The sequence below is a fragment of the Lysinibacillus sp. RS11 genome (assembly GCF_042019215.1).
Taxonomy (GTDB): Bacteria; Bacillota; Bacilli; order Bacillales_A; family Planococcaceae; genus Lysinibacillus; species Lysinibacillus xylanilyticus_A.
Genome location: NZ_CP168124.1, coordinates 211,898 through 237,910, shown reverse-complemented (window position 1 = coordinate 237,910; position 26,013 = coordinate 211,898). Strand labels below are relative to the sequence as shown.

At 41.9% G+C, this 26,013-nt stretch carries 13 protein-coding genes, 17 tRNA genes and 3 rRNA genes; 3 read left to right on the top strand and 30 right to left on the bottom strand.

Annotated elements, in window-relative coordinates; genetic code table 11:
- The first annotated feature begins 21 nt into the window (after nucleotides 1–21).
- On the top strand, nucleotides 22–1,155 hold the full coding sequence (locus AB9L17_RS01310) for a GerAB/ArcD/ProY family transporter (protein WP_068985835.1): 1,134 nt from the start codon (nucleotides 22–24) through the stop codon (nucleotides 1,153–1,155).
- A 136-nt stretch (nucleotides 1,156–1,291) separates the two neighbouring features.
- Here AB9L17_RS01310 and AB9L17_RS01305 read toward each other — a convergent pair.
- The 29 genes from AB9L17_RS01305 to hutH all read right to left on the bottom strand — a co-directional run bounded on the left by AB9L17_RS01305 (nucleotide 1,292) and on the right by hutH (nucleotide 20,526).
- Nucleotides 1,292–1,363 (bottom strand) — tRNA-Glu (locus AB9L17_RS01305).
- 1 nt (nucleotide 1,364) lies between these two features.
- A tRNA-Asn gene (locus AB9L17_RS01300) sits at nucleotides 1,365–1,441 on the bottom strand.
- Between the two features lie 4 nt (nucleotides 1,442–1,445).
- Nucleotides 1,446–1,522, bottom strand: a tRNA-Ile gene (locus tag AB9L17_RS01295).
- A gap of 6 nt (nucleotides 1,523–1,528) precedes the next feature.
- Nucleotides 1,529–1,602, bottom strand: a tRNA-Gly gene (locus AB9L17_RS01290).
- 5 nt (nucleotides 1,603–1,607) lie between these two features.
- A tRNA-Phe gene (locus tag AB9L17_RS01285) sits at nucleotides 1,608–1,683 on the bottom strand.
- Between the two features lie 5 nt (nucleotides 1,684–1,688).
- Nucleotides 1,689–1,781, bottom strand: a tRNA-Ser gene (locus AB9L17_RS01280).
- A 14-nt stretch (nucleotides 1,782–1,795) separates the two neighbouring features.
- A tRNA-Ala gene (locus tag AB9L17_RS01275) sits at nucleotides 1,796–1,871 on the bottom strand.
- A gap of 16 nt (nucleotides 1,872–1,887) precedes the next feature.
- Nucleotides 1,888–1,964, bottom strand: a tRNA-Pro gene (locus tag AB9L17_RS01270).
- A 17-nt stretch (nucleotides 1,965–1,981) separates the two neighbouring features.
- A tRNA-Arg gene (locus AB9L17_RS01265) sits at nucleotides 1,982–2,058 on the bottom strand.
- 22 nt (nucleotides 2,059–2,080) lie between these two features.
- Nucleotides 2,081–2,153 (bottom strand) — tRNA-Lys (locus AB9L17_RS01260).
- A 15-nt stretch (nucleotides 2,154–2,168) separates the two neighbouring features.
- Nucleotides 2,169–2,243 (bottom strand) — tRNA-Gln (locus AB9L17_RS01255).
- A 9-nt stretch (nucleotides 2,244–2,252) separates the two neighbouring features.
- Nucleotides 2,253–2,328, bottom strand: a tRNA-His gene (locus AB9L17_RS01250).
- Between the two features lie 47 nt (nucleotides 2,329–2,375).
- Nucleotides 2,376–2,449: transfer RNA gene (locus tag AB9L17_RS01245), tRNA-Trp, on the bottom strand.
- A gap of 5 nt (nucleotides 2,450–2,454) precedes the next feature.
- A tRNA-Tyr gene (locus AB9L17_RS01240) sits at nucleotides 2,455–2,538 on the bottom strand.
- Between the two features lie 6 nt (nucleotides 2,539–2,544).
- A tRNA-Thr gene (locus AB9L17_RS01235) sits at nucleotides 2,545–2,620 on the bottom strand.
- Nucleotides 2,621–2,630: 10 nt separating this feature from the next.
- Nucleotides 2,631–2,706 (bottom strand) — tRNA-Asp (locus AB9L17_RS01230).
- Between the two features lie 4 nt (nucleotides 2,707–2,710).
- A tRNA-Val gene (locus AB9L17_RS01225) sits at nucleotides 2,711–2,786 on the bottom strand.
- A 10-nt stretch (nucleotides 2,787–2,796) separates the two neighbouring features.
- Nucleotides 2,797–2,912 (bottom strand): 5S ribosomal RNA (rrf, locus tag AB9L17_RS01220).
- Between the two features lie 222 nt (nucleotides 2,913–3,134).
- Nucleotides 3,135–6,062, bottom strand: a 23S ribosomal RNA gene (locus tag AB9L17_RS01215).
- 181 nt (nucleotides 6,063–6,243) lie between these two features.
- Nucleotides 6,244–7,795: ribosomal RNA gene (locus tag AB9L17_RS01210) — 16S ribosomal RNA — on the bottom strand.
- Together the 16S, 23S and 5S rRNA genes with 17 tRNA genes alongside form the textbook arrangement of a ribosomal RNA operon.
- Nucleotides 7,796–8,455: 660 nt before the next feature.
- Nucleotides 8,456–10,309: an SLC13 family permease gene (locus tag AB9L17_RS01205; protein WP_083227095.1), complete on the bottom strand. Its 1,854-nt coding sequence runs from the start codon at nucleotides 10,307–10,309 to the stop codon at nucleotides 8,456–8,458.
- A gap of 373 nt (nucleotides 10,310–10,682) precedes the next feature.
- Nucleotides 10,683–11,297 (bottom strand): nicotinate-nucleotide adenylyltransferase, encoded by a 615-nt coding sequence (gene nadD / locus AB9L17_RS01200; protein WP_068986074.1) that lies wholly within the window; start codon nucleotides 11,295–11,297, stop codon nucleotides 10,683–10,685.
- Between the two features lie 25 nt (nucleotides 11,298–11,322).
- On the bottom strand, nucleotides 11,323–12,780 hold the full coding sequence (locus AB9L17_RS01195) for a nicotinate phosphoribosyltransferase (RefSeq protein WP_375199944.1): 1,458 nt from the start codon (nucleotides 12,778–12,780) through the stop codon (nucleotides 11,323–11,325).
- Nucleotides 12,781–12,803: 23 nt separating this feature from the next.
- Complete coding sequence (locus tag AB9L17_RS01190) at nucleotides 12,804–13,355, bottom strand: cysteine hydrolase family protein (RefSeq protein ID WP_223555103.1); 552 nt, start codon at nucleotides 13,353–13,355, stop codon at nucleotides 12,804–12,806.
- Nucleotides 13,356–13,488: 133 nt separating this feature from the next.
- Complete coding sequence (locus AB9L17_RS01185; protein WP_068986077.1) at nucleotides 13,489–14,289, bottom strand: NUDIX domain-containing protein; 801 nt, start codon at nucleotides 14,287–14,289, stop codon at nucleotides 13,489–13,491.
- Nucleotides 14,290–14,601: 312 nt separating this feature from the next.
- On the bottom strand, nucleotides 14,602–15,888 hold the full coding sequence (gene hutI, locus AB9L17_RS01180; protein ID WP_223555105.1) for an imidazolonepropionase: 1,287 nt from the start codon (nucleotides 15,886–15,888) through the stop codon (nucleotides 14,602–14,604).
- Complete coding sequence (gene hutU / locus AB9L17_RS01175; protein WP_223555107.1) at nucleotides 15,885–17,555, bottom strand: urocanate hydratase; 1,671 nt, start codon at nucleotides 17,553–17,555, stop codon at nucleotides 15,885–15,887. Before hutU ends, hutI begins: the two co-directional genes overlap by 4 nt.
- Before the next feature lie 15 nt (nucleotides 17,556–17,570).
- Nucleotides 17,571–18,899, bottom strand: a complete 1,329-nt coding sequence (locus tag AB9L17_RS01170; RefSeq protein WP_068986080.1) for a YjiH family protein — start codon at nucleotides 18,897–18,899, stop codon at nucleotides 17,571–17,573.
- A 112-nt stretch (nucleotides 18,900–19,011) separates the two neighbouring features.
- A complete protein-coding gene (gene hutH, locus AB9L17_RS01165) occupies nucleotides 19,012–20,526 on the bottom strand; it encodes a histidine ammonia-lyase (protein ID WP_068986081.1) in 1,515 nt (504 codons plus the stop codon).
- Nucleotides 20,527–20,730: 204 nt separating this feature from the next.
- Between hutH and AB9L17_RS01160 the strand changes: the two genes are divergently transcribed.
- Together AB9L17_RS01160 and AB9L17_RS01155 are read left to right on the top strand one after the other, a co-directional pair.
- A complete protein-coding gene (locus AB9L17_RS01160; RefSeq protein ID WP_375199943.1) occupies nucleotides 20,731–22,185 on the top strand; it encodes a helix-turn-helix domain-containing protein in 1,455 nt (484 codons plus the stop codon).
- 329 nt (nucleotides 22,186–22,514) lie between these two features.
- Nucleotides 22,515–24,020, top strand: a complete 1,506-nt coding sequence (locus AB9L17_RS01155; RefSeq protein ID WP_068986083.1) for a catalase — start codon at nucleotides 22,515–22,517, stop codon at nucleotides 24,018–24,020.
- Between the two features lie 162 nt (nucleotides 24,021–24,182).
- Here the strand turns inward: AB9L17_RS01155 and thiC are convergent, their stop codons facing one another.
- Nucleotides 24,183–25,961: a phosphomethylpyrimidine synthase ThiC gene (gene thiC, locus AB9L17_RS01150; RefSeq protein WP_068986084.1), complete on the bottom strand. Its 1,779-nt coding sequence runs from the start codon at nucleotides 25,959–25,961 to the stop codon at nucleotides 24,183–24,185.
- Nucleotides 25,962–26,013: the final 52 nt, after the last annotated feature.

The window sequence follows — 26,013 nt, the reverse complement described above, 5'->3', positions numbered from 1 at the left end:
TCTTAAGAAAGGAGGAATATTATGGAAAAGCAATTGATAAGTTCACGTCAATTCACAATAATTGTAATTCTCTTTACCGTAGGGACAAGTATTTTAATTATTCCTGCAAGTATCGCAACTGAAGTAAAACAAGATGCTTGGATTGTAGCCATTATAGGTACCTTATTAAGTATACCTATCCTAACACTGTTTATGGCTTTAGTAAAAAAGATGCCCACTCTATCCTTTGTAGAGATTACAGAAAAAATATTGGGGAGTTTTTTAGGGAAGATTGTTACCATTGGATTTGTCATTTTAACGTTGTTATCATCTGGCGAGCTACTATATTTTATCGGAAATTTCCTTCAGACAGAGGTAATGCCAGAGACGCCACCCGTTGTATTTTCAATATTATTTAACCTTATTATACTTTTTGCAGCTTATTCAGGAATAGAAGTTTTTGCGCGTACATTAGAAATACTATTCCCTGCTTTTCTGTTCATATTTATTATTTTTGTTTTATTTATAACCCCTGAAATAGAGATTAAAAATGTACAACCAATTTTAGAAGTTTCAGCACAACCTCTTATATATAGCATTTTACACTTTATGGGTTTATTTTCTTTTCCATTAGTCGTTATATTAATGGTTTTTCCATCAGCTATCAATAACTATACATCTGGTAAGAAAGGGTTTTATATTGGCACATTAGTAGGAGGATTAATTTTAACAATTGTTATAGCATTATCAATTTTAGTATTGGGGGTAACAAATACATCTCTTAGAACCTTCCCTAGTTACACGCTAGCGCAAAGAATTTCGATTGGTAATTTCCTGCAACGTATTGAAGTTATTATGGCTTTTATTTGGATGGTCACAATATTCGTCAGAGCCTTCATGTATTTTTACGCAACGGTAAAGGGGTTAGGAGAAATACTTAAAATTAATGATCACAGACGATTAATTCTCCCACTTGGGATGATTACAGTTGCACTTTCTCAAATAGTACATCCAAATAACATGCATTCTAGCAAATATAATCAAGAAACTTGGCCCTTATATATTGGAATATTTGCCCTTTTTCTTCCTTTGTTATTACTTATTGTCGCGAAATTGAGAAACATTAAGAACCCTGAAAATGAAAAATCAAAAAATAAAGATGCCGGAACAACCTAGACTGTACACTCAATATTAATCTAACTAATACATGGGGTGTGCAGTTTTGCATTTTAATCCCAGTTGAGCTTCTTTTACATACAAAAACTATGGCAATCATAAAAAAGCATGTTGCACAAATGTGCAACATGCTTGATGACCCCTACGGGATTCGAACCCGTGTTACCGCCGTGAAAGGGCGGTGTCTTAACCACTTGACCAAGGGGCCGTGGCTCCGAAGGCAGGACTCGAACCTGCGACAACCTGATTAACAGTCAGGTGCTACTACCAACTGAGCTACTTCGGAATAATGGTGGGCCTAAATGGACTCGAACCATCGACCTCACGCTTATCAGGCGTGCGCTCTAACCAGCTGAGCTATAGGCCCATTATTTGGAGCGGGTGATGAGAATCGAACTCACGACATCAGCTTGGAAGGCTGAGGTTTTACCATTAAACTACACCCGCAAATATGGTGGGTCAGGACGGAATCGAACCGCCGACACTTAGAGCTTCAATCTAATGCTCTACCAACTGAGCTACTGACCCGGAAATGGAGGAGGTAGAGGGATTCGAACCCCCGCGCGGTGTTACCCGCCTGTCGGTTTTCAAGACCGATCCCTTCAGCCAGACTTGGGTATACCTCCAAAATATTTAGAAATGGTGGAGCCTAGCGGGATCGAACCGCTGACCTCCTGCGTGCAAGGCAGGCGCTCTCCCAGCTGAGCTAAGGCCCCAAAATTTAAGTAAAACTGGTCGGAATGACAGGATTCGAACCTACGACCCCTTGGTCCCAAACCAAGTGCTCTACCAAGCTGAGCTACATTCCGTTACTATTACGATTTTTTGGCGCGCCCGACAGGAGTCGAACCCATAACCTTCTGATCCGTAGTCAGACGCTCTATCCAATTGAGCTACGGGCGCATAATTTTGTATAAAAACTTGATGAGCCATGAAGGACTCGAACCTTCGACCCTCTGATTAAAAGTCAGATGCTCTACCAACTGAGCTAATGGCTCAAACTAAGAAATGAATGGCTGGGGTACTAGGATTCGAACCTAGGCATGACGGAATCAAAATCCGTTGCCTTACCGCTTGGCTATACCCCAATTATTAAATGGGGCGACTGATGGGAATCGAACCCACGAATGCCGGAACCACAATCCGGTGCGTTAACCACTTCGCCACAATCGCCACTATATGTAATCACAGCAGTTCTTGATAACGAGTACCTCGAAACCTGGCAGGGGCAGTAGGAATCGAACCCACACCAAAGGTTTTGGAGACCTCTATTCTACCGTTGAACTATGCCCCTAAAAATGGTGGAGGGGGACGGATTCGAACCGCCGAACCCTAAGGAGCGGATTTACAGTCCGCCGCGTTTAGCCACTTCGCTACCCCTCCAAGGGATGGTGCCGGCGATAGGAGTCGAACCCACGACCTACTGATTACAAGTCAGTTGCTCTACCAACTGAGCTACACCGGCAAAAAAAAAATGGCGGTCCCGACCGGGATCGAACCGGCGATCTCCTGCGTGACAGGCAGGCATGTTAACCGCTACACCACGGGACCATAATGGTGGAGGATGACGGGCTCGAACCGCCGACCCCCTGCTTGTAAGGCAGGTGCTCTCCCAGCTGAGCTAATCCTCCTGGGTATAATGCCTAGCGACGTCCTACTCTCACAGGGGGAAGCCCCCAACTACCATCGGCGCTAAAGAGCTTAACTTCCGTGTTCGGTATGGGAACGGGTGTGACCTCTTTGCCATCATCACTAGACTATTGTCGACCTCCAATACACGGCGTATTACTGCGTCAGCTTCTCTCGCTCAATCGGTCACGTACAGAGGTACGCTCCCTCATTCACTCGTTTGCTTCCTTGTACTACTTGTGTCTTGAAGCTCTCTTCGGTTTTCAATATACATCGTATCTTGAAACCCTTATATGAAAGGTTTTGTTCTTTCAAAACTGGATAAACGTACATTGAATGTTTCAAACATTTTGGTTAAGTCCTCGATCGATTAGTATTCGTCAGCTCCATGTGTCACCACACTTCCACCTCGAACCTATCTACCTCATCGTCTTTGAGGGATCTTACTTACTTGCGTAATGGGAAATCTCATCTTGAGGGGGGCTTCATGCTTAGATGCTTTCAGCACTTATCCCGTCCACACATAGCTACCCAGCGATGCCTTTGGCAAGACAACTGGTACACCAGCGGTGTGTCCATCCCGGTCCTCTCGTACTAAGGACAGCTCCTCTCAAATTTCCTACGCCCACGACGGATAGGGACCGAACTGTCTCACGACGTTCTGAACCCAGCTCGCGTACCGCTTTAATGGGCGAACAGCCCAACCCTTGGGACCGACTACAGCCCCAGGATGCGATGAGCCGACATCGAGGTGCCAAACCTCCCCGTCGATGTGGACTCTTGGGGGAGATAAGCCTGTTATCCCCGGGGTAGCTTTTATCCGTTGAGCGATGGCCCTTCCATGCGGAACCACCGGATCACTAAGCCCGTCTTTCGACCCTGCTCGACTTGTAGGTCTCGCAGTCAAGCTCCCTTGTGCCTTTACACTCTACGAATGATTTCCAACCATTCTGAGGGAACCTTTGGGCGCCTCCGTTACCTTTTAGGAGGCGACCGCCCCAGTCAAACTGTCCGCCTGACACTGTCTCCTGCCCCGCTAAGGGGCATGGGTTAGAATTTCAATACAACCAGGGTAGTATCCCACCGACGCCTCCTTCGAAGCTGGCGCTCCGAGATCTCTGGCTCCTACCTATCCTGTACAAGTTGTACCAAAATTCAATATCAGGCTACAGTAAAGCTCCACGGGGTCTTTCCGTCCTGTCGCGGGTAACCTGCATCTTCACAGGTACTATAATTTCACCGAGTCTCTCGTTGAGACAGTGCCCAGATCGTTACGCCTTTCGTGCGGGTCGGAACTTACCCGACAAGGAATTTCGCTACCTTAGGACCGTTATAGTTACGGCCGCCGTTTACTGGGGCTTCAATTCGCAGCTTCGCTTGCGCTAACCACTCCTCTTAACCTTCCAGCACCGGGCAGGCGTCAGCCCCTATACGTCACCTTACGGTTTTGCAGAGACCTGTGTTTTTGCTAAACAGTCGCCTGGGCCTATTCACTGCGGCTCTCATGCGCTTGCACGCTCAAGAGCACCCCTTCTCCCGAAGTTACGGGGTCATTTTGCCGAGTTCCTTAACGAGAGTTCTCTCGCACACCTTAGGATTCTCTCCTCGACTACCTGTGTCGGTTTGCGGTACGGGCACCTCTCACCTCGATAGAGGCTTTTCTTGGCAGTGTGAAATCAGGAACTTCGTCCATACGGACTCGCCATCACAGCTCAACGTTACAGTGTGCGGATTTGCCTACACACACGCCTTACTGCTTGGACGCGCACAACCAACGGCGCGCTTACCCTATCCTACTGCGTCCCCCCATTTCTCAAACGGTGAGGAGGTGGTACAGGAATATCAACCTGTTGTCCATCGCCTACGCCTATCGGCCTCGGCTTAGGTCCCGACTAACCCTGAGCGGACGAGCCTTCCTCAGGAAACCTTAGTCATACGGTGGACGGGATTCTCACCCGTCTTTCGCTACTCATACCGGCATTCTCACTTCTAAGCGCTCCACCAGTCCTTCCGATCTGACTTCAACGCACTTAGAACGCTCTCCTACCACTGACATCGTAGATGTCAATCCACAGCTTCGGTGAATCGTTTAGCCCCGATACATTTTCGGCGCAGCGTCACTCGACCAGTGAGCTATTACGCACTCTTTAAATGATGGCTGCTTCTAAGCCAACATCCTGGTTGTCTGTGCAACGCCACATCCTTTTCCACTTAACGATTACTTTGGGACCTTAGCTGGTGGTCTGGGCTGTTTCCCTTTTGACTACGGATCTTATCACTCGCAGTCTGACTCCCGTGTATAAATATCTGGCATTCGGAGTTTGTCTGAATTCGGTAAACCGGGATGGCCCCCTAGTCCAAACAGTGCTCTACCTCCAGTATTCTCATCACGAGGCTAGCCCTAAAGCTATTTCGGAGAGAACCAGCTATCTCCAAGTTCGATTGGAATTTCTCCGCTACCCACACCTCATCCCCGCACTTTTCAACGTGCGTGGGTTCGGGCCTCCAGTAAGTGTTACCTCACCTTCACCCTGGACATGGGTAGATCACCTGGTTTCGGGTCTACGACCACGTACTAATTCGCCCTATTCAGACTCGCTTTCGCTGCGGCTCCGCCTTCTAAAGCTTAACCTCGCACGTAATCGTAACTCGCCGGTTCATTCTACAAAAGGCACGCTATCACCCATTAACGGGCTCTAACTACTTGTAGGCACACGGTTTCAGGATCTCTTTCACTCCCCTTCCGGGGTGCTTTTCACCTTTCCCTCACGGTACTGGTTCACTATCGGTCACTAGGTAGTATTTAGCCTTGGGAGATGGTCCTCCCGGATTCCGACGGAATTTCACGTGTTCCGCCGTACTCAGGATCCACTCAGGAGAGAACGAACTTTCGACTACAGGGCTTTTACCTGCTCTGGCGGACCTTTCCAAGTCGCTTCATCTAACTCGCTCTTTTGTAACTCCGTATAGAGTGTCCTACAACCCCAAGAGGCAAGCCTCTTGGTTTGGGCTCTTCCCGTTTCGCTCGCCGCTACTCAGGGAATCGATTTTTCTTTCTCTTCCTCCAGGTACTTAGATGTTTCAGTTCCCTGGGTCTGCCTTCAAGACGCTATGTATTCACGTCAAGATACTACGCGATTAAACGTAGTGGGTTCCCCCATTCGGAAATCTCCGGATCAAAGCTCACTTACAGCTCCCCGAAGCATATCGGTGTTAGTGCCGTCCTTCTTCGGCTCCTAGTGCCAAGGCATTCGCCGTGCGCCCTTAATAACTTAACCAAGTTATTAAGCCTATAAAAAAACTTAAAAAATAAATGTGTTTGTTACAATTTCAATGTCGTTTTATCCAGTTTTCAAAGAACAAGTTTTGAAGTATTTCATTCAGAAGAATGAACCTTCAAAACTGAACGCAAAACGTAATCTTACAAACCCTAGGTTTGTATTCCGAAAATATCCTTAGAAAGGAGGTGATCCAGCCGCACCTTCCGATACGGCTACCTTGTTACGACTTCACCCCAATCATCTATCCCACCTTCGGCGGCTGGCTCCAAAAGGTTACCCCACCGACTTCGGGTGTTACAAACTCTCGTGGTGTGACGGGCGGTGTGTACAAGGCCCGGGAACGTATTCACCGCGGCATGCTGATCCGCGATTACTAGCGATTCCGGCTTCATGTAGGCGAGTTGCAGCCTACAATCCGAACTGAGAACGACTTTATCGGATTAGCTCCCTCTCGCGAGTTGGCAACCGTTTGTATCGTCCATTGTAGCACGTGTGTAGCCCAGGTCATAAGGGGCATGATGATTTGACGTCATCCCCACCTTCCTCCGGTTTGTCACCGGCAGTCACCTTAGAGTGCCCAACTAAATGATGGCAACTAAGATCAAGGGTTGCGCTCGTTGCGGGACTTAACCCAACATCTCACGACACGAGCTGACGACAACCATGCACCACCTGTCACCGTTGTCCCCGAAGGGAAAACCATATCTCTACAGTGGTCAACGGGATGTCAAGACCTGGTAAGGTTCTTCGCGTTGCTTCGAATTAAACCACATGCTCCACCGCTTGTGCGGGCCCCCGTCAATTCCTTTGAGTTTCAGTCTTGCGACCGTACTCCCCAGGCGGAGTGCTTAATGCGTTAGCTGCAGCACTAAGGGGCGGAAACCCCCTAACACTTAGCACTCATCGTTTACGGCGTGGACTACCAGGGTATCTAATCCTGTTTGCTCCCCACGCTTTCGCGCCTCAGCGTCAGTTACAGACCAGAAAGTCGCCTTCGCCACTGGTGTTCCTCCAAATCTCTACGCATTTCACCGCTACACTTGGAATTCCACTTTCCTCTTCTGCACTCAAGTCCCCCAGTTTCCAATGACCCTCCACGGTTGAGCCGTGGGCTTTCACATCAGACTTAAAGGACCGCCTGCGCGCGCTTTACGCCCAATAATTCCGGACAACGCTTGCCACCTACGTATTACCGCGGCTGCTGGCACGTAGTTAGCCGTGGCTTTCTAATAAGGTACCGTCAAGGTACAGCCAGTTACTACTGTACTTGTTCTTCCCTTACAACAGAGTTTTACGATCCGAAAACCTTCTTCACTCACGCGGCGTTGCTCCATCAGGCTTTCGCCCATTGTGGAAGATTCCCTACTGCTGCCTCCCGTAGGAGTCTGGGCCGTGTCTCAGTCCCAGTGTGGCCGATCACCCTCTCAGGTCGGCTACGCATCGTCGCCTTGGTGAGCCGTTACCTCACCAACTAGCTAATGCGCCGCGGGCCCATCTTATAGCGACAGCCGAAACCGTCTTTCAGTATTTCACCATGAAGTAAAATAGATTATTCGGTATTAGCCCCGGTTTCCCGGAGTTATCCCAAACTATAAGGTAGGTTGCCCACGTGTTACTCACCCGTCCGCCGCTAACGTCAAAGGAGCAAGCTCCTTCTCTGTCCGCTCGACTTGCATGTATTAGGCACGCCGCCAGCGTTCGTCCTGAGCCAGGATCAAACTCTCCATAAAAAAGGAATTTGATTAGCTCAAATTGTTTTGCTGGCATCATGTTTGATGTCCAAAATTTTGTTTCGTTCACTAACTCAAGGTTAGCTACTAAAAACTTTATTGATTACGTTTTGCTTGTTCAGTTTTCAAGGTTCATTTCGTCACCATTTCGCAAAAGCAACTCTTATATAATATCACGTTATCAACTAGATGTCAACAACTAATTTATTTAATTTAATTGTTTTTCAGTAGTTGTCTTAACGACTTGTATAATACTACACTCTTATTTTAAAAAGGTCAACACCTTTTCTAAAAAAACTTTATACTTTTTCACTTCATCGAAAAACTTCCTATATAATGCTCTCAAAAAAATATAGTAATCAATTATGCCTCGGCATAATTGCGTCGGAAGCTTTAACTTCTTTCAGCGGATGTTTGGACACCCGCTGAAAAGTGACTTAAAATTGCATTCATCTCACCACCTATAGAGGTGGGAGACTTCTGTATCTGACTCTTTGCTTTCGCTACAAACGACATTTGCTGAAAGAAGTTAAACTCTTCATCTCAAGCAAATTCAATTTTAAATTCCTGTCTAAACTAGAATTCTATCATAACCTTAATAAAAAAAATAATAGATATTAAAAAAATTGAACAAAAAAACTCGGTATAGAAACCGAGTTTTTAAAACGGAAAGAAAAATGGAATTGCTATCATCATGACAATAAACATGACAATTTGCAATGGTATTCCGATCTTTACAAAATCCATAAATTTATAACCACCAGCTGTCATCACAAGTGCATTCGTTGGGGAAGCAATCGGTGTGACAAACGCCATACTCGCGGCCACAGCAACAGCAATCATAAATGTCGTCGGACTAACTTCCATTGCAATCGCTGCATTCATAGCGATTGGTGCAAATAATACAGCAGTGGCCGTATTACTAATGAACTGCCCAAAGATAACTGTTAAAATATAAACACCAATTAATACCCCATAAGGTCCGTAGTCACCAAGCGCATTGATAATACCATCAGATAAGATAGCCATTCCACCTGTTTTTTCTAATGCTGTCGCCATAGGGAGCATTGCTGCTACAAGTACAATACTTTCAAAATTCATATTGCTGTATGCATCCTCCATGTTACGTAAACACCCTGTCAATATCATAAGTACAGCACCAATCATAACGGATATAACTGCAGGGAAAATTTCAAAAGCCATTAACAAAATCATCAAAAGCATAATGGCACCAGCAATACCGGCTTTACCAGTGGCTGCTGCAACACTCGCATGCTCCTTCGGCTGACCAACTACAACGACATCCTGCGTCTCCCTTGCTAGTAATAGAATTTCATCCCATGCTCCCTGCACTAAAATGGCATCTCCGAATTTCAACTTATGTGTAATCATATCTTGAAGCTTATAGCCACCTCTGCGATTAATGCCGATAATGTTTAGATTATATTTTTCTCGGAATCCAAGAGAGCTAACGGTTTCATTAATAAAGCTAGAATTTGGTGTTAATAATACTTCTGCAATGCCAAGATGCTTCGATACCAATTCATCAGCCTCTCCTTCAGCTAACTCCTGCATCTGTAGATGATAATCTGTAGTAAAGCGACGAACATTCTCTTCCTCACCTTGGATATATAGTTCGTCCTTGCCATGTATGACACTTGTCGGTCCTGCCATTTCTTGATATGTCATAGGCAATAAATTGATGCCCTCCTGTGCTTTCCGATGAATTTTCATCATACAGAGCGCATATGTGGCTGGAAGTTTTAACTCTGCCAATGTCGTGTCAACAATCGGGGAATCCTCCGGTACAAATATTTTGAACAAACGATTGTTCAAATCATATTGCTTAATGATTTTCTTTGGCGAAAGTTTATAACCAGCATTAGTTTGTGTACGGTTTTTATCATTTGGTAATAGTATATTTCGTACGAGTACTAGATAGGTAATACCAGTAATCATCCCTACAATACCAATAGGTGTCACTTCGAAAAAGCCTAGTTTATTGTAGCCGCGATCGACCAATAGCTGACTAACAATTAAATTTGTCGGAGAAGCAATAAGTGTCATAAGCCCAGAAAGACTCGCAACGTATGAGAGTGGGAGTAAAAATTTTGACGGGCTTACCTTCATACTAATCGCGATACTAACGACTATTGGCATCATCAAAGCTACCGTACCCGTATTACTCATAAATGCGCCGACAGAGCCTACAATAATGAGTAGTAATACAAATAATTTCAGCTCACTATTGCCTGACCATTTCAGTAATAATTGACCGGCCATCCCGGCAAGCCCTGTGCGTAAAATTCCTGCACCCACGACAAATAACCCCGCGATCATTAATACTACAGAGTTTGAAAAACCAGCTAGTGCCTCCGTGGGTGTTAAAATATCCGTAATAACAAATGCTAGGAGTGACACAATCGCAACGAGATCTGCTCGTACTTTATTGGTCACAAACGCAAAAATTGTCGCTCCTAAAATAAGAAATGTTAATGTAAGCTGCACATCCAAGAATTCCTTTCTAACATTAATCATTATGCTTTACTGAAGGTGATATACAAAATCAAACCTTTTGTACTTGCAATATCTTGCTTGTTTGCTATATCACTTATTTTTATTATATCTTACCAAGTGCTACATATGAGAAAGTTCACCGTCTTTTCGAAATAAAAGACTTATCACATAACGAGGGGGTGATTTCCGTTCCGACCGGGCGCTTTCCTAGGGGCGTCCGCTGAGCCGCTTCAATCAACCTATATACATGGCATACGTTTTAACAAATGTCATCCAGCACTTTTGGTGACGAACCAAATAAAAATAAGTGTGGTAATTAACCCACACTCTAAATGGTATCTATTGTCATGAATTGAATTGAATCATATGATTATTTTTGATAAAGGTCATGCTCTTTAATGTAGTCATAACAAGCGCTAGGCAATAGATATTTCGGCTCGCCGCCCATTGCGAATTCTTCTCGAATATAGGTAGAGCTAATTTCCATTGCTAAGCCTTTGTCGATTAAATGAAATCTTCCATCATCATTATTCCTCAAAATAGGGGAACGACTGATCGTTGATAACATATCAATGCCATGCCTCGCCATTACAATAAACTTATTTTCAGCTACTAACGATTCTCCCTGTTTCCACAACCCTGCCCCAATATCAACTAATAAATCCGCTCCCATAATAAAATGAATTTCATCATTGGGGTGCTGTTCTCTAAAATATTTCATCGTGTCATATGTGTAAATATTCCAACCTTCTTGCTCCATCTCATATGAATCTGCAACAAAACGCTGATCCTTAGCGATAGCCAGCTGCAGCATATTCCATCGATGAGTATCCTTTGTTTTTATCTCTTTATCCTTACGTTTATTGGAGCAAGGTAAAAAAATGACCTTATCTAATTTGCAACGGTGTGCTACTGTGCTTGCCGTCCAAAGATGAACATTTGTAATTGGATCAAAAGATGAACCATAAATACCTATTCTCGCCATTACATAACCCTCCCCTTAACTTCTCTCATACAGACTTTGTGATTTTTTCTTTAATTTCCTTAATGCTTTTCATTTTGTTATCCCAGCATGCTTGACTTAAATCTACAGGATACTCTTCTGGATTCATCGTCCGTTTGTACTCACTCCATAGTAGATGTAAATTTTCTTCTACATATGCTTGAATTTCCATAAGCGTCGGTTCCTTGTAAAGGATAGAGCCATCCACTACAATGTCTTCATTTAATTCTTTAGCTGCAAAATTCGTAACAAATTTGCTGATATAAGTATGAACAGGGTGAAACATTTTCAAGCGTTCTTCTTGTTGGGGATTTTCATCGTCTAACGCTATATAATCTCCTTCAGCATGACCATTCCCTTTGTTAATGATTCGATAGACACGTTTGCGTCCTGGCGTTGTTACTTTTTCGGGATTTGCAGAAATTTTAATAGTATCTACCATTTCACCGTTTTCATTTTCAATCGATACTAATTTGTATACCCCACCAAGTGCAGCTTGATCGTAAGCAGTAATGAGCTTTGTGCCAATTCCCCAAGCATCAATTTCAGCTCCTTGAGACTTCAAGTTCATAATGGTATATTCATCCAAATCATTAGATGCTATAATTTTTGCCTTCGTGAAGCCGGCTTCATCTAGCATTTCCCTTGCCTTTTTTGAGAGATACGCTAAGTCTCCACTGTCCAAACGGATTCCTACAAAATTGATTTTATCTCCAAATTCCTTTGCTACACGAATAGCGGTAGGAACACCCGAACGCAACGTATCATACGTATCTACTAAGAAAACACAATCTTTATGTGTACTTGCATACTTTGTAAATGCCGTATATTCATCACGGTAAGCCTGTATCATCGCATGTGCATGAGTACCTGACACAGGGATGCCAAATAACTTCCCAGCTCTTACATTACTTGTAGCAGAAAATCCACCAATATAAGCAGCACGGGTTCCCCAAATAGCTGCATCAAATTCATGAGCACGACGTGTACCAAATTCCATCGCCGCATCCTTTCCAATCACTTGTTTAATACGTGAAGCCTTCGTTGCAATAAGGGTTTGGTAATTCACGATATTTAGTATAGGTGTTTCAATTAATTGAGCTTCCGCTAATGATGCCTCAATTCGTAAAATGGGCTCATTCGCAAATACCAATTCACCTTCCTTCATAGCAGAAATGGTACCCGTAAATTTGAGGTTTTGAAGATATTTAAGAAATTCCTCTGAGTATTTTCCTTCCTCACGTAAATATTGAATATCACTATCCGAAAACCCAAAGCTTTTAATAAACTCCATGATCTTTTGTAAGCCTGCGAATATCGCATAGCCATTACCGAACGGAAGCTTCCGAAAATACAGTTCAAACACCGCTGTGCGATTTTGGATACCATCTCGCCAGTACGTTTCGACCATATTAATTTGATATAAATCAGTGTGTAACATGAAGCTATCGTCTGTATATTTCATTCCCTTTTCCCCCATTCATAACATCAAATAATAGTGGCTCCGAGTGAATGTTTGAAATGTCCTAACGCCCATTCATGTCCAGCTTGGTTAAAAGACGCAACAGCATTTTCATGAATAACAATGTTAAATCCTTTGTTATAAGCATCCACAGCTGTATGAAGAACACAAATGTCTGTACATACACCTATTAAATACAATTCAGTAATTCCTCTTTCACGCAATTTAATCTCTAAATCCGTCCCAGTAAAAGCAGAATATCTTGTTTTATCCAAATAGTAGACATGATTTAAATGTTTATTTTCTTCATACAATTCTTTTAAGGAGCCATATAGTTCCCTCCCCTCTGTGCCTCTAATATTGTGAGGAGGAAAAAGCTTTGTTTCTGGGTGATAGCAATCATCTTTTTCGTGAACATCAATGGCAAAAACCACAAAATCGTCTTTTGAGATAAATTCCTTTGTTAATTGTGTATTTACCTCTTCCAATAGTTGCCCCGGTTTTCCGCAAGTTAGAGCTCCATCTGGTGCTACAAAATCCACTGTATAATCAATATTAATCAATGCACGTTTCGGCATATTCCAACACTCCACTTCTTTAATTAGTAATTAATAAATTACAAATTACCTTTATGTCAATTATGCCTCGGCATAATTGCGTTCGCCACCTACTGAAAGAAGTTAAAAATTATCAGGAAAGACAGGTGCTTTCCTAATGATAAATTGACTCTACAATTTCAAAGTTATTAAAAGTATATAATTGTGACGGTCTATATGAATTTCTTTTCGTTTTCTTTGGTTTTCCTTCTTCATCTAATACTTTATCAATAAAAGGCAATTTAGGTGCTTTTGTGAAGAACACAGAATCATTTGAAATGCGCGGATCATCTCCCACTGTCAACAAAACTCTTTGTAATTCAGATAAAGTAAATTCTTCTGGCAAGAAATTTTTAGCAACCGTTGTTTGAATCATATCTTTCTTAATAAAATCTAACGCATCAGTAATAATCTTTCGATGATCAAAAGCTAACTCGAGTTTAAACACTTCATTTAAATCGAACAGCTCTACCTCCGCCGCATCATCATTTGCTTGGCGTTGATCGATATATACTTCCGGAACAATAGCATAAAAGGCGTTTGAAATCATCCAACCACGAGGATCGCGATCTATTTCATCGTAGACACCAAAGTGTTTAACATGCAACCCTTCTACATTGGTTTCTTCTTTTAACTCTCTTTTAGCAGCGAAATACGCAGTTTCCTTTCGAGTTGCATCTACAAATCCTCCTGGAAGCGCCCATTTTCCTCCTTCGATATTAGGGTTCCCCTCACTATCTTTATCTGCTCGTTTAATCAACATGATTTTAAGCGTCATCATCGGCGGTGCTTTTTCTTCTACTTTTTCAGATGTTATTGTAAAAATCGCAATATCTGACGTATAGCCATCAGGTGTTAGATATTTAGAAGAATCATAATTCGCAAGAACTTCTTCTTGTGAACGATATTTTGTCATTGAATGTAACTCCTTTGAAACAATATTTTGCAAAATTAATGATCAAGATGCATATGAAGCATAATGACTCTCCGGGAACGCGCGGGTATTTGCTTCGCTTCCGCGGATATTCTCCCGGCGCGCGTCTCATCTATCCTTGCATTAATTTAAATCATTTAAGTAATTTGTAATTCTATGATTACTATTTATTAGTATAATAACTGTTCCTTCCAATCATTTCAACTCTTTTAATAAAAAATTTTTGAGAAATGTAATTGAATTAAAAAAAGCATAAATAAAAGCATTTACTGCCTTATTTATGCCTTTGATTATTTAATTTACTAGTTGATTTTTCAAGAGAATACCATCTTGTACAACAACTCGCCCATCTTTAATAACTGTATTCGTATGGTTCATGCCATAGAAATATTGTAGCTGCTTGTAATTGGCAACATCCAATATAATGATGTCAGCTTGTTTGCCCGTTTCAAGTGAGCCAATTTTATGGCCTCGGTTTAGTGCGTATGCTGCATTAATGGTTGTTGCAGTTAACACTTCTTCTAGCGTCATACCCATATGCATACAAGCTAAATTCATGATAAAGGGCAGACTCATCGTTGGAGATGAGCCAGGATTAAAGTCAGTTGAAATAGCTACAGGTACCCCTTCATCAATCATTAGACGCCCCCTTGCAAATGGAGCTCGTAAGAAGAATGCTGTTCCAGGTAACAACACGGCAATCGTGCCAGCTCCCGCCATTTTCTGTATGCCTTCATCAGAAGCAACTAGCAAATGCTCAGCTGAAATCGCCCCTACTTCCGCAGCAAGCTCCGCTCCCTTATAGGGCTCAATTTCATCAGCATGAATTTTCGCTGTTAATCCATGCGCTTTTCCAGCCTCTAAAATACGTTGCGACTGTTCTGGAGTAAATACACCTTTTTCACAAAAAACATCATTAAATTCTGCAAGCTCTAACTTGGCCACTTGCGGCAGCATGTCATGAATCACTACATCTACAAACTCATCTTCACGTCCTTTATAGTCACGGGGCACTGCATGGGCCCCCATAAAGGTACTAACGACATCAATGTCATGTGTAGCTTGCAATTTTTTTGCTACCTCGAGCTGTTTCTTTTCTGTTTCCCAATCCAAGCCGTAACCTGATTTTGCTTCGACTGTTGTGACACCATGCTTTAAAAACACGTCCAAGTGATGCATCGTTTTTTCATATAGATCCTCAAAGCTAGTTTCTCGTGTTCGCTTTGTCGTGGCATGAATCCCACCACCTGCATTCATGATTTCCATATATGTGGAACCATTGAGCCGCATATTAAATTCTTGCTCACGTGTACCTCCATGAACTAAATGCGTATGACAATCTACGAGACCCGGCATAACAATTTTACCGGAAGCATCAATAACCTCTGCTACCCTAACTAAATCAGGGAAATCCGCTTCAAGCTGTTCATAAGCCCCAACTGCTACAATGCGATTTCCTTCTATTAATACGCTGCCTTTTTCCACTACTGCAATTTGACGCATTTGTTCTTTTATACGAGGACCTTGTACAGTACTTTTTAGCGTAACCACTTCATTCGCATTTTTAATTAAAATCGTCACTTAGCATCATCCTTTAGCATTGGTATATGCACACCTTTATTCTTGGCTGTATTAATGGCAATTTCATAGCCAGCGTCTGCATGACGTGCAACACCCATTCCTGGATCCGAAACTAACACTCGTGCAATTTTTTCAGCAGCAAGCTTTGATCCATCCGCTACTAACACTTGACCTGCATGCTGAGAGTAACCCATACCTACACCACCACCGTGATGAACACTTACCCAACTTGCACCACTCGCTGTATTGACAAGTGCATTTAGAATCGGCCAGTCTGATACTGCATCAGAGCCATCAAGCATACCCTCTGTTTCACGGTTTGGTGATGCAACAGAGCCAGAATCTAAATGATCTCGCCCAAAAACAATCGGTGCTGATAGCTCACCATTAGCAACCATCTCGTTAACCTTCAGTGCAAAACGATGACGGTCACCATAACCTAACCAGCATATACGAGCCGGTAAACCTTGCCATTTCACCATCTTTTGCGCCATATCAATCCAATTTACTAGACCTTCATCATGGGCAAACATTTCTTTTGCAAGTGCATCTGTTTTATAAATGTCCTCAGGGTCGCCGGAAAGTGCAGCCCAGCGGAATGGCCCTTTCCCCTCACAGAATAACGGACGAATATACGCTGGAACAAAGCCTGGGAAGTCAAAGGCATTTGTTACACCCATCTCTTTGGCATAAGCGCGAATATTATTTCCGTAATCAAATACTTCTGCGCCTGCTTGTTGGAATTCAAGCATTGTACGAACATGTTCAGCCATTGTTTCTTTTGCTCTTTGCTCATACGTTTTTACATCTTTTTTACGAAGTTCTAGCGCTTCTTCAAACGTCATACCATTCGGTACATAGCCATTTATCGGATCATGAGCAGATGTTTGATCTGTTACAAAATCAGGAATAATACCTCGGTTCAATAGCTCACGATTAACATCTGCACAGTTGCCAACAAGACCGATGGATGCAGGCTCTTTTTTGTCACGGAGTTTATTGACTAATTCAATCGCTTCATCTACTGTCTCTACAATATAATCACAGTAGCCCTCTTTTATTTTTCGTTCAATTCGAGCACGCTCCACTTCGACTACTAAAATGACAGCACCAGCCATTTTCCCAGCTAAAGGCTGTGCACCGCTCATACCACCCATACCACCTGTAAGGATGAATTTGCCACGTAAGTCAGCTGTGCCAAATACTTTTTTGCCTGCCTCTACGAATGATAGATACGTTCCTTGTAAAATTCCCTGTGCGCCAATATAAATCCAACTACCAGCCGTCATTTGACCGTACATCATTAAATCGCGTTCCTCTAGCTCATAAAAATGCTCCCAATTTGCCCACCCCGGCACTAAATTAGAATTCGCGATTAATACACGTGGTGCATGTTCATGTGTACGGAATACTGCAACTGGCTTTCCTGATTGAATTAGAAGTGTTTCATCATTCTCTAATTCTTTTAATGACTTAATAATTTGCTCGTAGCTCTCCCAATTACGCGCTGCTTTACCGATTCCACCATAGACGATTAGCTCATCTGGATTTTCTGCTACTTCAGGATCTAGATTGTTCATTAACATACGCATTGCAGCTTCCTGTGTCCACCCCTTACATGTTAATTCATTCCCTCGTGGTGCACGAATATTTGTTTTAACTACCATTAAAAACACGCTCCTTTAAAATAGTAAAAATGCTATTGGTGTTACGATGATTAAAGTTAATACGACACGTTCAAACCAAATGATTATAATTTGACGCAATGTCAATGGAATTTCAGATGATAAAATAAGTGGAATAACTGCTGAAAAGAATAAAATTGCCGATATTGATACGACTGCCACAATAAATTTCGTCACAAGTGTTGCTTGCGTGACAACAAGTGCTGGTAAAAATACTTCTGCTAGCGATAATGACAACGCTTTCGCTGTTAAAAATGGTTCTGGAACTTGTAATACGTATGTGAATGGTACAAAAATATACGCAAGCCAATCAAAAATTGGTGTATATGTTGCAAGTACAAGCCCTAGTAGACCAATTGACAAAATTGACGGAATAACACCCATCGCCATGATGAAGCCATCTTTTAAATTCGTCCATAAAATTTTAGATAAAGGTGGATTTTGCTCAACTGCCTCCATCGCCTGACGCCACGCTTCTTTAAAACGCCCCTTCCTAACAATTTTTTCTGGCATTGGCGTTGCGCCCTCGTAGTATTCATCCTTCATTGAACGAAGTGGATACATACGCGCTGTTAATGCAGTAACCACGAATGTTACAACGAGCGACACCCAGAAAAATGCATTCCAATGCTCCATCATATCCAGCGTACTTGCAACGACAACCATAAACGTTGCAGATACCGTCGAGAAGCCTGTTGCAATAATCGCAGCTTCCTTCGCTGTATAGCGACCCTCCATATAAACACGGTTCGTTAAAAGTAAGCCAACCGAATAACTGCCGACAAATGAGGCTACTGCATCCACTGCCGAACGTCCTGATGTTTTAAAAACAGGCTTCATAAACGGCTGTGCTAAAACACCGATGTATTCAAGCAACCCATAGCTAACTAGAAGTGCCAAAAACAAAGACCCGATTGGAATTAATACCCCCACTGGCTTAACAAGCTTCTCCAGCAAATACGGACCAATACTTTCATCCGCTAACCACGCGGGTGCTATATTGAAAATTAACAATATCCCTGCAACCATACCGCCCACTTTAAAGATTGACATTACAATATTGACTGTTGATTTATTCCATTTACTAGTAATAAATGGATGGATTGCTCCGCCTACAAGCATTATGAGTACATATGCAGTTACAAGTAGTGGTGCTTCAGCGCGAATAAAGTTCACTATATGGTCGATTAAAATTGTATTTTTATTTTGCCATTCAAACGATACGAAAAAACTAAATATTCCGACTAAGCTACATACAATCATCTTCATAGCAGAGGAGACTCTAAATTGCGAGCCTTGCTCCAACTCTTGTTGTTGAAATTCCATCCCAAACCTCCTAGATGTTAATAGTAAGAGCTCTTTCCGATAGAAACTCCATGTAATCAGGACAAGCTGAAGAATTTGTTGGTTTTTCTATCGGAAGTTATCGCCTTTAGGCTTACATAAACTCATTTAACAGAACATCACTCGTTAATAAATACTCTGAAAGCGCTTCAATTTCATCGCCGATTGGTTGATCCATTAACAATGGCGGACAAAATTCACGTACTTTTTCTAAATACTTTCGCGTTGTTGGAGATAACTGCTCTTCTGCCTTATCTAGATGAATAGCCTGCGATGCACAAATCATCTCTATCGCTATGACACGAGCAGCATTGTGGACGATTTGACGCACTTGTCGAGCAGATGTCGTACCCATGCTTACATGATCCTCTTGGTTACCTGACGTCGGTATGGAATCCACACTAGAAGGATGTGCCAACACTTTATTTTCAGAAACAATAGATGCCGCTGTATATTGTGCAATCATTAGTCCACATTCAATACCAGGATTTGTCGCTAAAAATGGCGGCAAACCTTCATTAAGATACGGATTAACCATACGCTCTGTACGTCGCTCTGAAATATTAGCCCACTCACTTACACCAACTTTTAAGAAGTCCATCGCTAATGCAATTGGTTGACCATGGAAATGCCCTCCTGATAACACTTCTCCATTTTCTAAAACAATCGGATTATCTGTCGTTGCATTCATCTCAGTTTGCACGCGGTCCTGAGCATAGAAAAACGATTGCCAGGAAGCACCATGCACTTGCGGGATACAACGTAATGAATAAGCATCCTGCATCCGTATCTCACCTTGCTTCGTCACACGTTTACTTCCCTCAAGCCACTTACGAATTCGCCCGCCTACAAGCTCTAATTCCGGATGTGGTCTTACTGCTAAAAGTGCTGGGTCAAACGCTGATGTAATCCCTTTTAGTGCCTCAAGTGTTAAACTCGCTGCCATATCTGCCGCAAGCCCAATACGCTCTGCTTCGTTCACTGTTAAAACACCAATCCCTGTCATTGCTTGTGTACCGTTAACAAGCGCTAGCCCTTCCTTAGCCTGAAGTCGAACCGGCGTTAGCCCTGCTTGCTCTAAAGCCTCACTACCGCTCATAATCTCTCCGTTAAACTCAGCCTTACCTTCACCTACTAGCACTAAAGCCAAATGTGATAACGGTGCTAAATCCCCACTTGCTCCAACCGAGCCTTGAGATGGTACAATCGGGTGCACTCCCTTATTTATCAAATCCACAAGTAGTTGCACTGTTTCCTGACGAATCCCTGAAAAACCACGCGCTAAAGCATTGGCACGTAAAACCATCATTGCACGCACAACATCTGTTGGAAATGGAGCACCAACACCTGTTGCATCTGAGCGCAATAAGTTTAGTTGTAAAAGCTCAATGTCTTCCTCTTCAATTTTTATATTGCTTAATTTTCCAAACCCTGTATTCACACCATAAATTGTTTGCCCTTCAGCTAAACGCTTTTCAATTCGTTCTCTACTTAAGCGAATACGCTCCACACTTTCTGTAGATAGTGCAACCGTAGCATGACCTTTTACAATTTCTTCGATTTGCTGTCTCGTTAATGTATTGCCATCCAGCTCGATGATAGACTTCATATGATATCCCCCTATTCCTTCTGTGCTATGTAAAAAATGCTTTTTATAATAGCGATTACTCTATTTACATTGTACTAACTACATTTTTCAGAAAATAGAGAATTTTAAAAGAAAAAACATGATTTATTTCAGATTTTTTGTTATTTTTAATAATATAATCGTATTTTTTTACGAAACTAGATTGTTTTAAGGAGATTAATTGTCATGAAGGTGTTATTAATTGATCGAGATCCTACTGAACTTACAGGTATTCGTTGGTTTTTACATACGTATTTTCCTGGAGATGTAACGATTGAAATGTGTACAGCTATAAATGAGGCGCCTCAAAGTATCCAGCAATTCGAGCCTGAGGTAATACTACTGAACATCGACCTAATTTCAAATAATCGTTTAACTGCACTTTATCGTGTTTTGCAAAAACAATCGGGAACTATTCTAGCTATGACGACGGAGCCCTTATTTAAAAATGCATTGAGGGCAATTGATTTACAGGTCGCACATCTTTTTGTTAAACCAATTGATTTAGAAATATTAAAGCAAAAACTCACTGCTATTTCTCTTCGTACACCAAAGCCAAAGGTAGCTTATCAAGAAACTTCTGATGAATCTTTTTACTATCGATTATTTTTAGATAGTAAGACAAGTTCAATAGAAACAAATATACATTTCACCATGATCGAGCCTGAGCATTCAGAAATGTTTAATAAGCTGTTCAACTGGCTCCAGCAAACACCTATTTTTTATCATATGAAGATTTATCCTTTATCAGATAGAATCGTCTGCTTATTTCAAACGGATGATTTAAAGATTGTTGAAAAGGATGTTCGGACACTAATGAAGGAATGGTGGATGTCACACAATAGCTCTTTAAATATCGGGATTTATGATGGAGAACCTACAACGATAAAGAATATGTATACATTAACAGAGCGTGCCCTTCATCAAAGTTTTTACGAAGGCTTTGGACACATTTTCTATGCGAGTAAACAGTTTGAAGCACAGCCTCTCGATCCTTTGTTAACACCAGAGGAGCAACAATTACTGATAAGTAGTTTAGAGGACGGAAATCTTGAAGCCGTCAAAGCATTTTTATATAGACTATCTAATGAAGGAATTTATTATGAGCAAGATGACTTACGTATTCATCTAACGAGTGTATTGGCACAAATTCGCCGCTTTATGCTGAAATATAAATTACATGAGAAAGCCGCAATTGAGCAAAATTATCGCCAGCTTTTTCATTTAATCATCGAGCATCCGATATTTTATACCATTCTAAATAGCATTATTTCGTTTACTCAAAGACTTATTGAATTAGCTCGTGAGGCACGATTAGAAAAACGAGCCGACTATGTAGAACTGGCAATAGAAATTATTGATCAACAATTTCAGGATAGCGGGTTGTCTTTACCTTTCGTTGCTCATAAGTTAGGGATTAGTCCCAATTATTTAAGTACGATTTTTTCAAAGAAGCGAGGACTGCCATTTAAACGCTACCTACAGCAAGTCCGAATTCATAATGCTACAAAAATGCTTGTAGAAACAGATTTTGCTATTAGTGAAATTGCCTATTTAAATGGCTTTGATGATCCGAATTATTTCATTAAAATTTTTAAACAGCAAATTGGTATTACTCCTAATCGTTATCGTAAAGCTTGAAAAGAAGTACGCTAGAATTTTTCAATTAGCATAAATTTTTTCAATTTGAAAGGATTTTACACAAGGATTCTCTTTATTTCTATTTACCTTTAGTCGGGAAAATATAGAAGCATTTATCTTCTTATTTCTTTATAACGTTTTAGAAAAGCTTAAATACCACAAAAATCTATGCATATATTAATAATTCCACACATATATTTAAAGTTTATATCTTAATGTAAAAATTCTTTAACAATAATCATTATAATTTACTAGCAATTCTATTTTATATTTGTTATAGTAATTCATGAAGAGTTCAACTCTCATCTTTTTTCAGGAGGTAAACTAATATGACAAACGCAAATGATCGTAGCCGCCGCTTCACAACAGCAGGTGGTGCACCCGTAGTAAGCAACCATGACTCAATGTCAGCAGGTCCTCGTGGTCCTCTATTACTTCAAGATGTATGGTTAGTTGAAAAATTAGCAAACTTCAACCGTGAAGTGATTCCTGAACGTCGTATGCACGCTAAAGGCTCAGGTGCATTCGGTACTTTCACTGTAACTCATGATATTACTAAATATACAAAAGCTAAAATCTTCTCAGAGATTGGGAAAAAAACAGAAATGTTCGCACGCTTCTCAACTGTTGCGGGTGAGCGCGGTGCAGCAGATGCTGAGCGTGACATCCGTGGGTTCGCGCTTAAATTCTATACAGAAGAGGGCAACTGGGATTTAGTTGGTAATAATACACCTGTCTTCTTCTTCCGTGATCCATTACACTTTACTGATTTAAACCACGTGGTAAAACGTGATCCACGTACAAATATGAAAAACGCAAATTCAAACTGGGACTTCTGGACTTTATTACCAGAGGCACTTCACCAAGTAACAATAGTTATGTCTGACCGTGGTATCCCAGCTGGCTACCGCCATATGCATGGTTTCGGCTCTCACACTTATAGCTTCATTAATGCTGAAAACGAGCGCGTATGGGTTAAATTCCACTTCCGTACAGAGCAAAGTATTCAAAACTTAACTGGTGATGAGGCAGCGGAATTGATCGGTAAAGACCGTGAATCTTCACAACGCGATCTATATGAGTCAATCGAAAAAGGCGACTTCCCTAAATGGAAAATGTACATTCAAGTAATGACAGAAGAACAAGCTCGTGAATTACCATATAACCCATTTGACTTAACAAAAGTATGGTATAAAAAAGACTTCCCACTAATTCCTGTTGGTGAATTCGAGTTAAACAAAAATCCAGACAATTACTTTGCAGAGGTTGAACAAGCAGCGTTCGCACCATCTAACATTGTTCCTGGTATTAGCTTCTCTCCAGACAAAATGTTACAAGGTCGTATCTTTGCATATGCTGATGCACATCGCTACCGCTTAGGTGTAAACCACCACTCGCTTCCTGTAAACGCACCAAAATGCCCATTCCGTTCATTCCACCGCGATGGTGCTATGCGTTTCGATGGAAACCTTGGTTCAACTTTGGGCTATGAACCAAATAGCTACGGCGAATGGGAGCATAATTTAGACCATAAAGAACCTGACTTACGTATTGACGGTCATGCTGGTATCCACGACTTCCGTGAAGATGACAACAATTACTTCGAGCAGCCAGGTAAATTATTCCGTCTAATGTCGGCAGAAGAGCAACAACGCCTATTCGAAACTACAGCTAACGATATGGCACCAGTTGAGGAGTTCATCAAACGTCGTCACATCCTTCATTGCTATTTAGCTGATCCTGCATATGGTGAAGGTGTAGCAAAAGCGATGGGTCTTTCATTAGAAGGTATGGATCTTTCAAACCCATACGTAAAACAACCAACTAACGTTTAATTTATTTCAGCCTAGGCTTAATTGATATTTTCCACTTATTATTGATATCCAAATCCAACTTTTTACTCCATGCGAAGAGCAACTTCACATGGAGTTTTTTTACGTTTTAATGATTAAGAAAAGCTTGTGCCTAAAAAATAGACACAAGCCTTACGCTTTGCATTATTGATAAATCTGACTGCCCGCCTTTTTAAATTCCTCTGCCTTTTCCTGCATACCTTTATGAATAGCTTCCGTAGTATTCATATCTTTATCCTTTGCATAATTACGAATATCCTGCGAGATTCTCATACTACAAAACTTAGGTCCACACATCGAACAGAAGTGCGCTGTTTTCGCCCCTTCTGCAGGTAATGTTTCATCATGATATTCTACCGCTCGCTCTGGATCTAGCGCTAAGTTGAATTGATCGCGCCAGCGGAATTCGAAGCGTGCTTTAGATAATGCATCGTCACGCTGCTGTGCTCCCGGATGCCCTTTCGCTAAATCAGCTGCGTGTGCAGCAATTTTATACGTAATAACCCCTACTCGAACATCCTCCCGATTTGGTAATCCTAAATGTTCTTTAGGTGTTACATAGCACAGCATTGCCGTACCAAACCAGCCTATCATTGCAGCACCAATAGCTGATGTAATATGGTCATAGCCAGGAGCGATATCTGTTGTCAACGGCCCTAAAGTATAGAAAGGAGCTTCCTTACACACCTCTAACTGCTTGTCCATGTTTTCTTTAATAAGATGCATTGGTACATGCCCTGGTCCTTCTACCATCACCTGTACATCATGCTTCCAGGCAATTTGCGTTAATTCCCCTAGCGTTTCTAGCTCCGCAAACTGCGCCTCATCATTAGCATCTGCGATAGAACCTGGACGTAAACCGTCACCTAAGGAGAAGGCAACATCATATGTTTTCATAATTTCGCAGATTTCTTCAAAATGCGTATATAAGAAGCTCTCTTGGTGATGATATAAACACCATTGTGCCATAATCGAACCGCCACGGGACACTATACCCGTTACACGATTCGCCGTTAATGGTACATAGCGCAGCAATACCCCTGCGTGAATTGTGAAATAATCAACACCTTGCTCAGCCTGCTCAATCAACGTATCACGATACACTTCCCACGTTAAATCCTCTGCCACACCATTTACTTTTTCTAGCGCTTGATAAATCGGTACTGTCCCTACTGGCACTGCGGCATTACGGATAATCCATTCACGCGTCGTATGAATATGCTTACCAGTCGATAAATCCATAATGTTATCAGCGCCCCAACGGGTAGCCCACGTCATTTTTTCTACCTCTTCCGCAATAGAGGATGACACCGCTGAATTTCCAATATTGGCGTTAATTTTTACATGAAAATTACGTCCAATAATCATTGGCTCGGCCTCAGGGTGGTTAATATTAGAAGGTAAAATAGCTCGACCCGCCGCAATCTCTGAGCGCACAAATTCAGGATCTATGTTTTCGCGAATCGCTACAAACTCCATTTCTGGTGTAATAATTCCTTTTCGCGCATAGTGAAGCTGAGTTATATTTCCACCTTTCTTAGCACGTAGAGGTTTTCTAGATAAATCCGGAAAAACATTTTCTTGAATACGAGGATCATCCGCATTACGGAAACCGTTATCCTCTGGCTTGATTGTACGACCTTCGTATTCCTCGACGTCACCTCGTTCTCTGATCCATGCACTACGTAAAGTTGGCAATCCTTTCGTAATATCTACCTTATATGCAGGATCCGTATACGGACCACTCGTATCATAGACACGAACTGGCGCATTTTCCTCTTCACCGAAGCTACCTGTCGTTGGACTTAAAGCAATCTCACGCATTGGCACTAAAATATCTGGTCGTGATCCTTCCACATACACTTTTTTGCTTCCATCAAAATTTGACATAATCGTAATATTCTTTTCGCTAACTGTTGTCATGAACTATTTCGCTCCCGTTTTTACGTATTTTTATACAAGGACCAAATCTAGC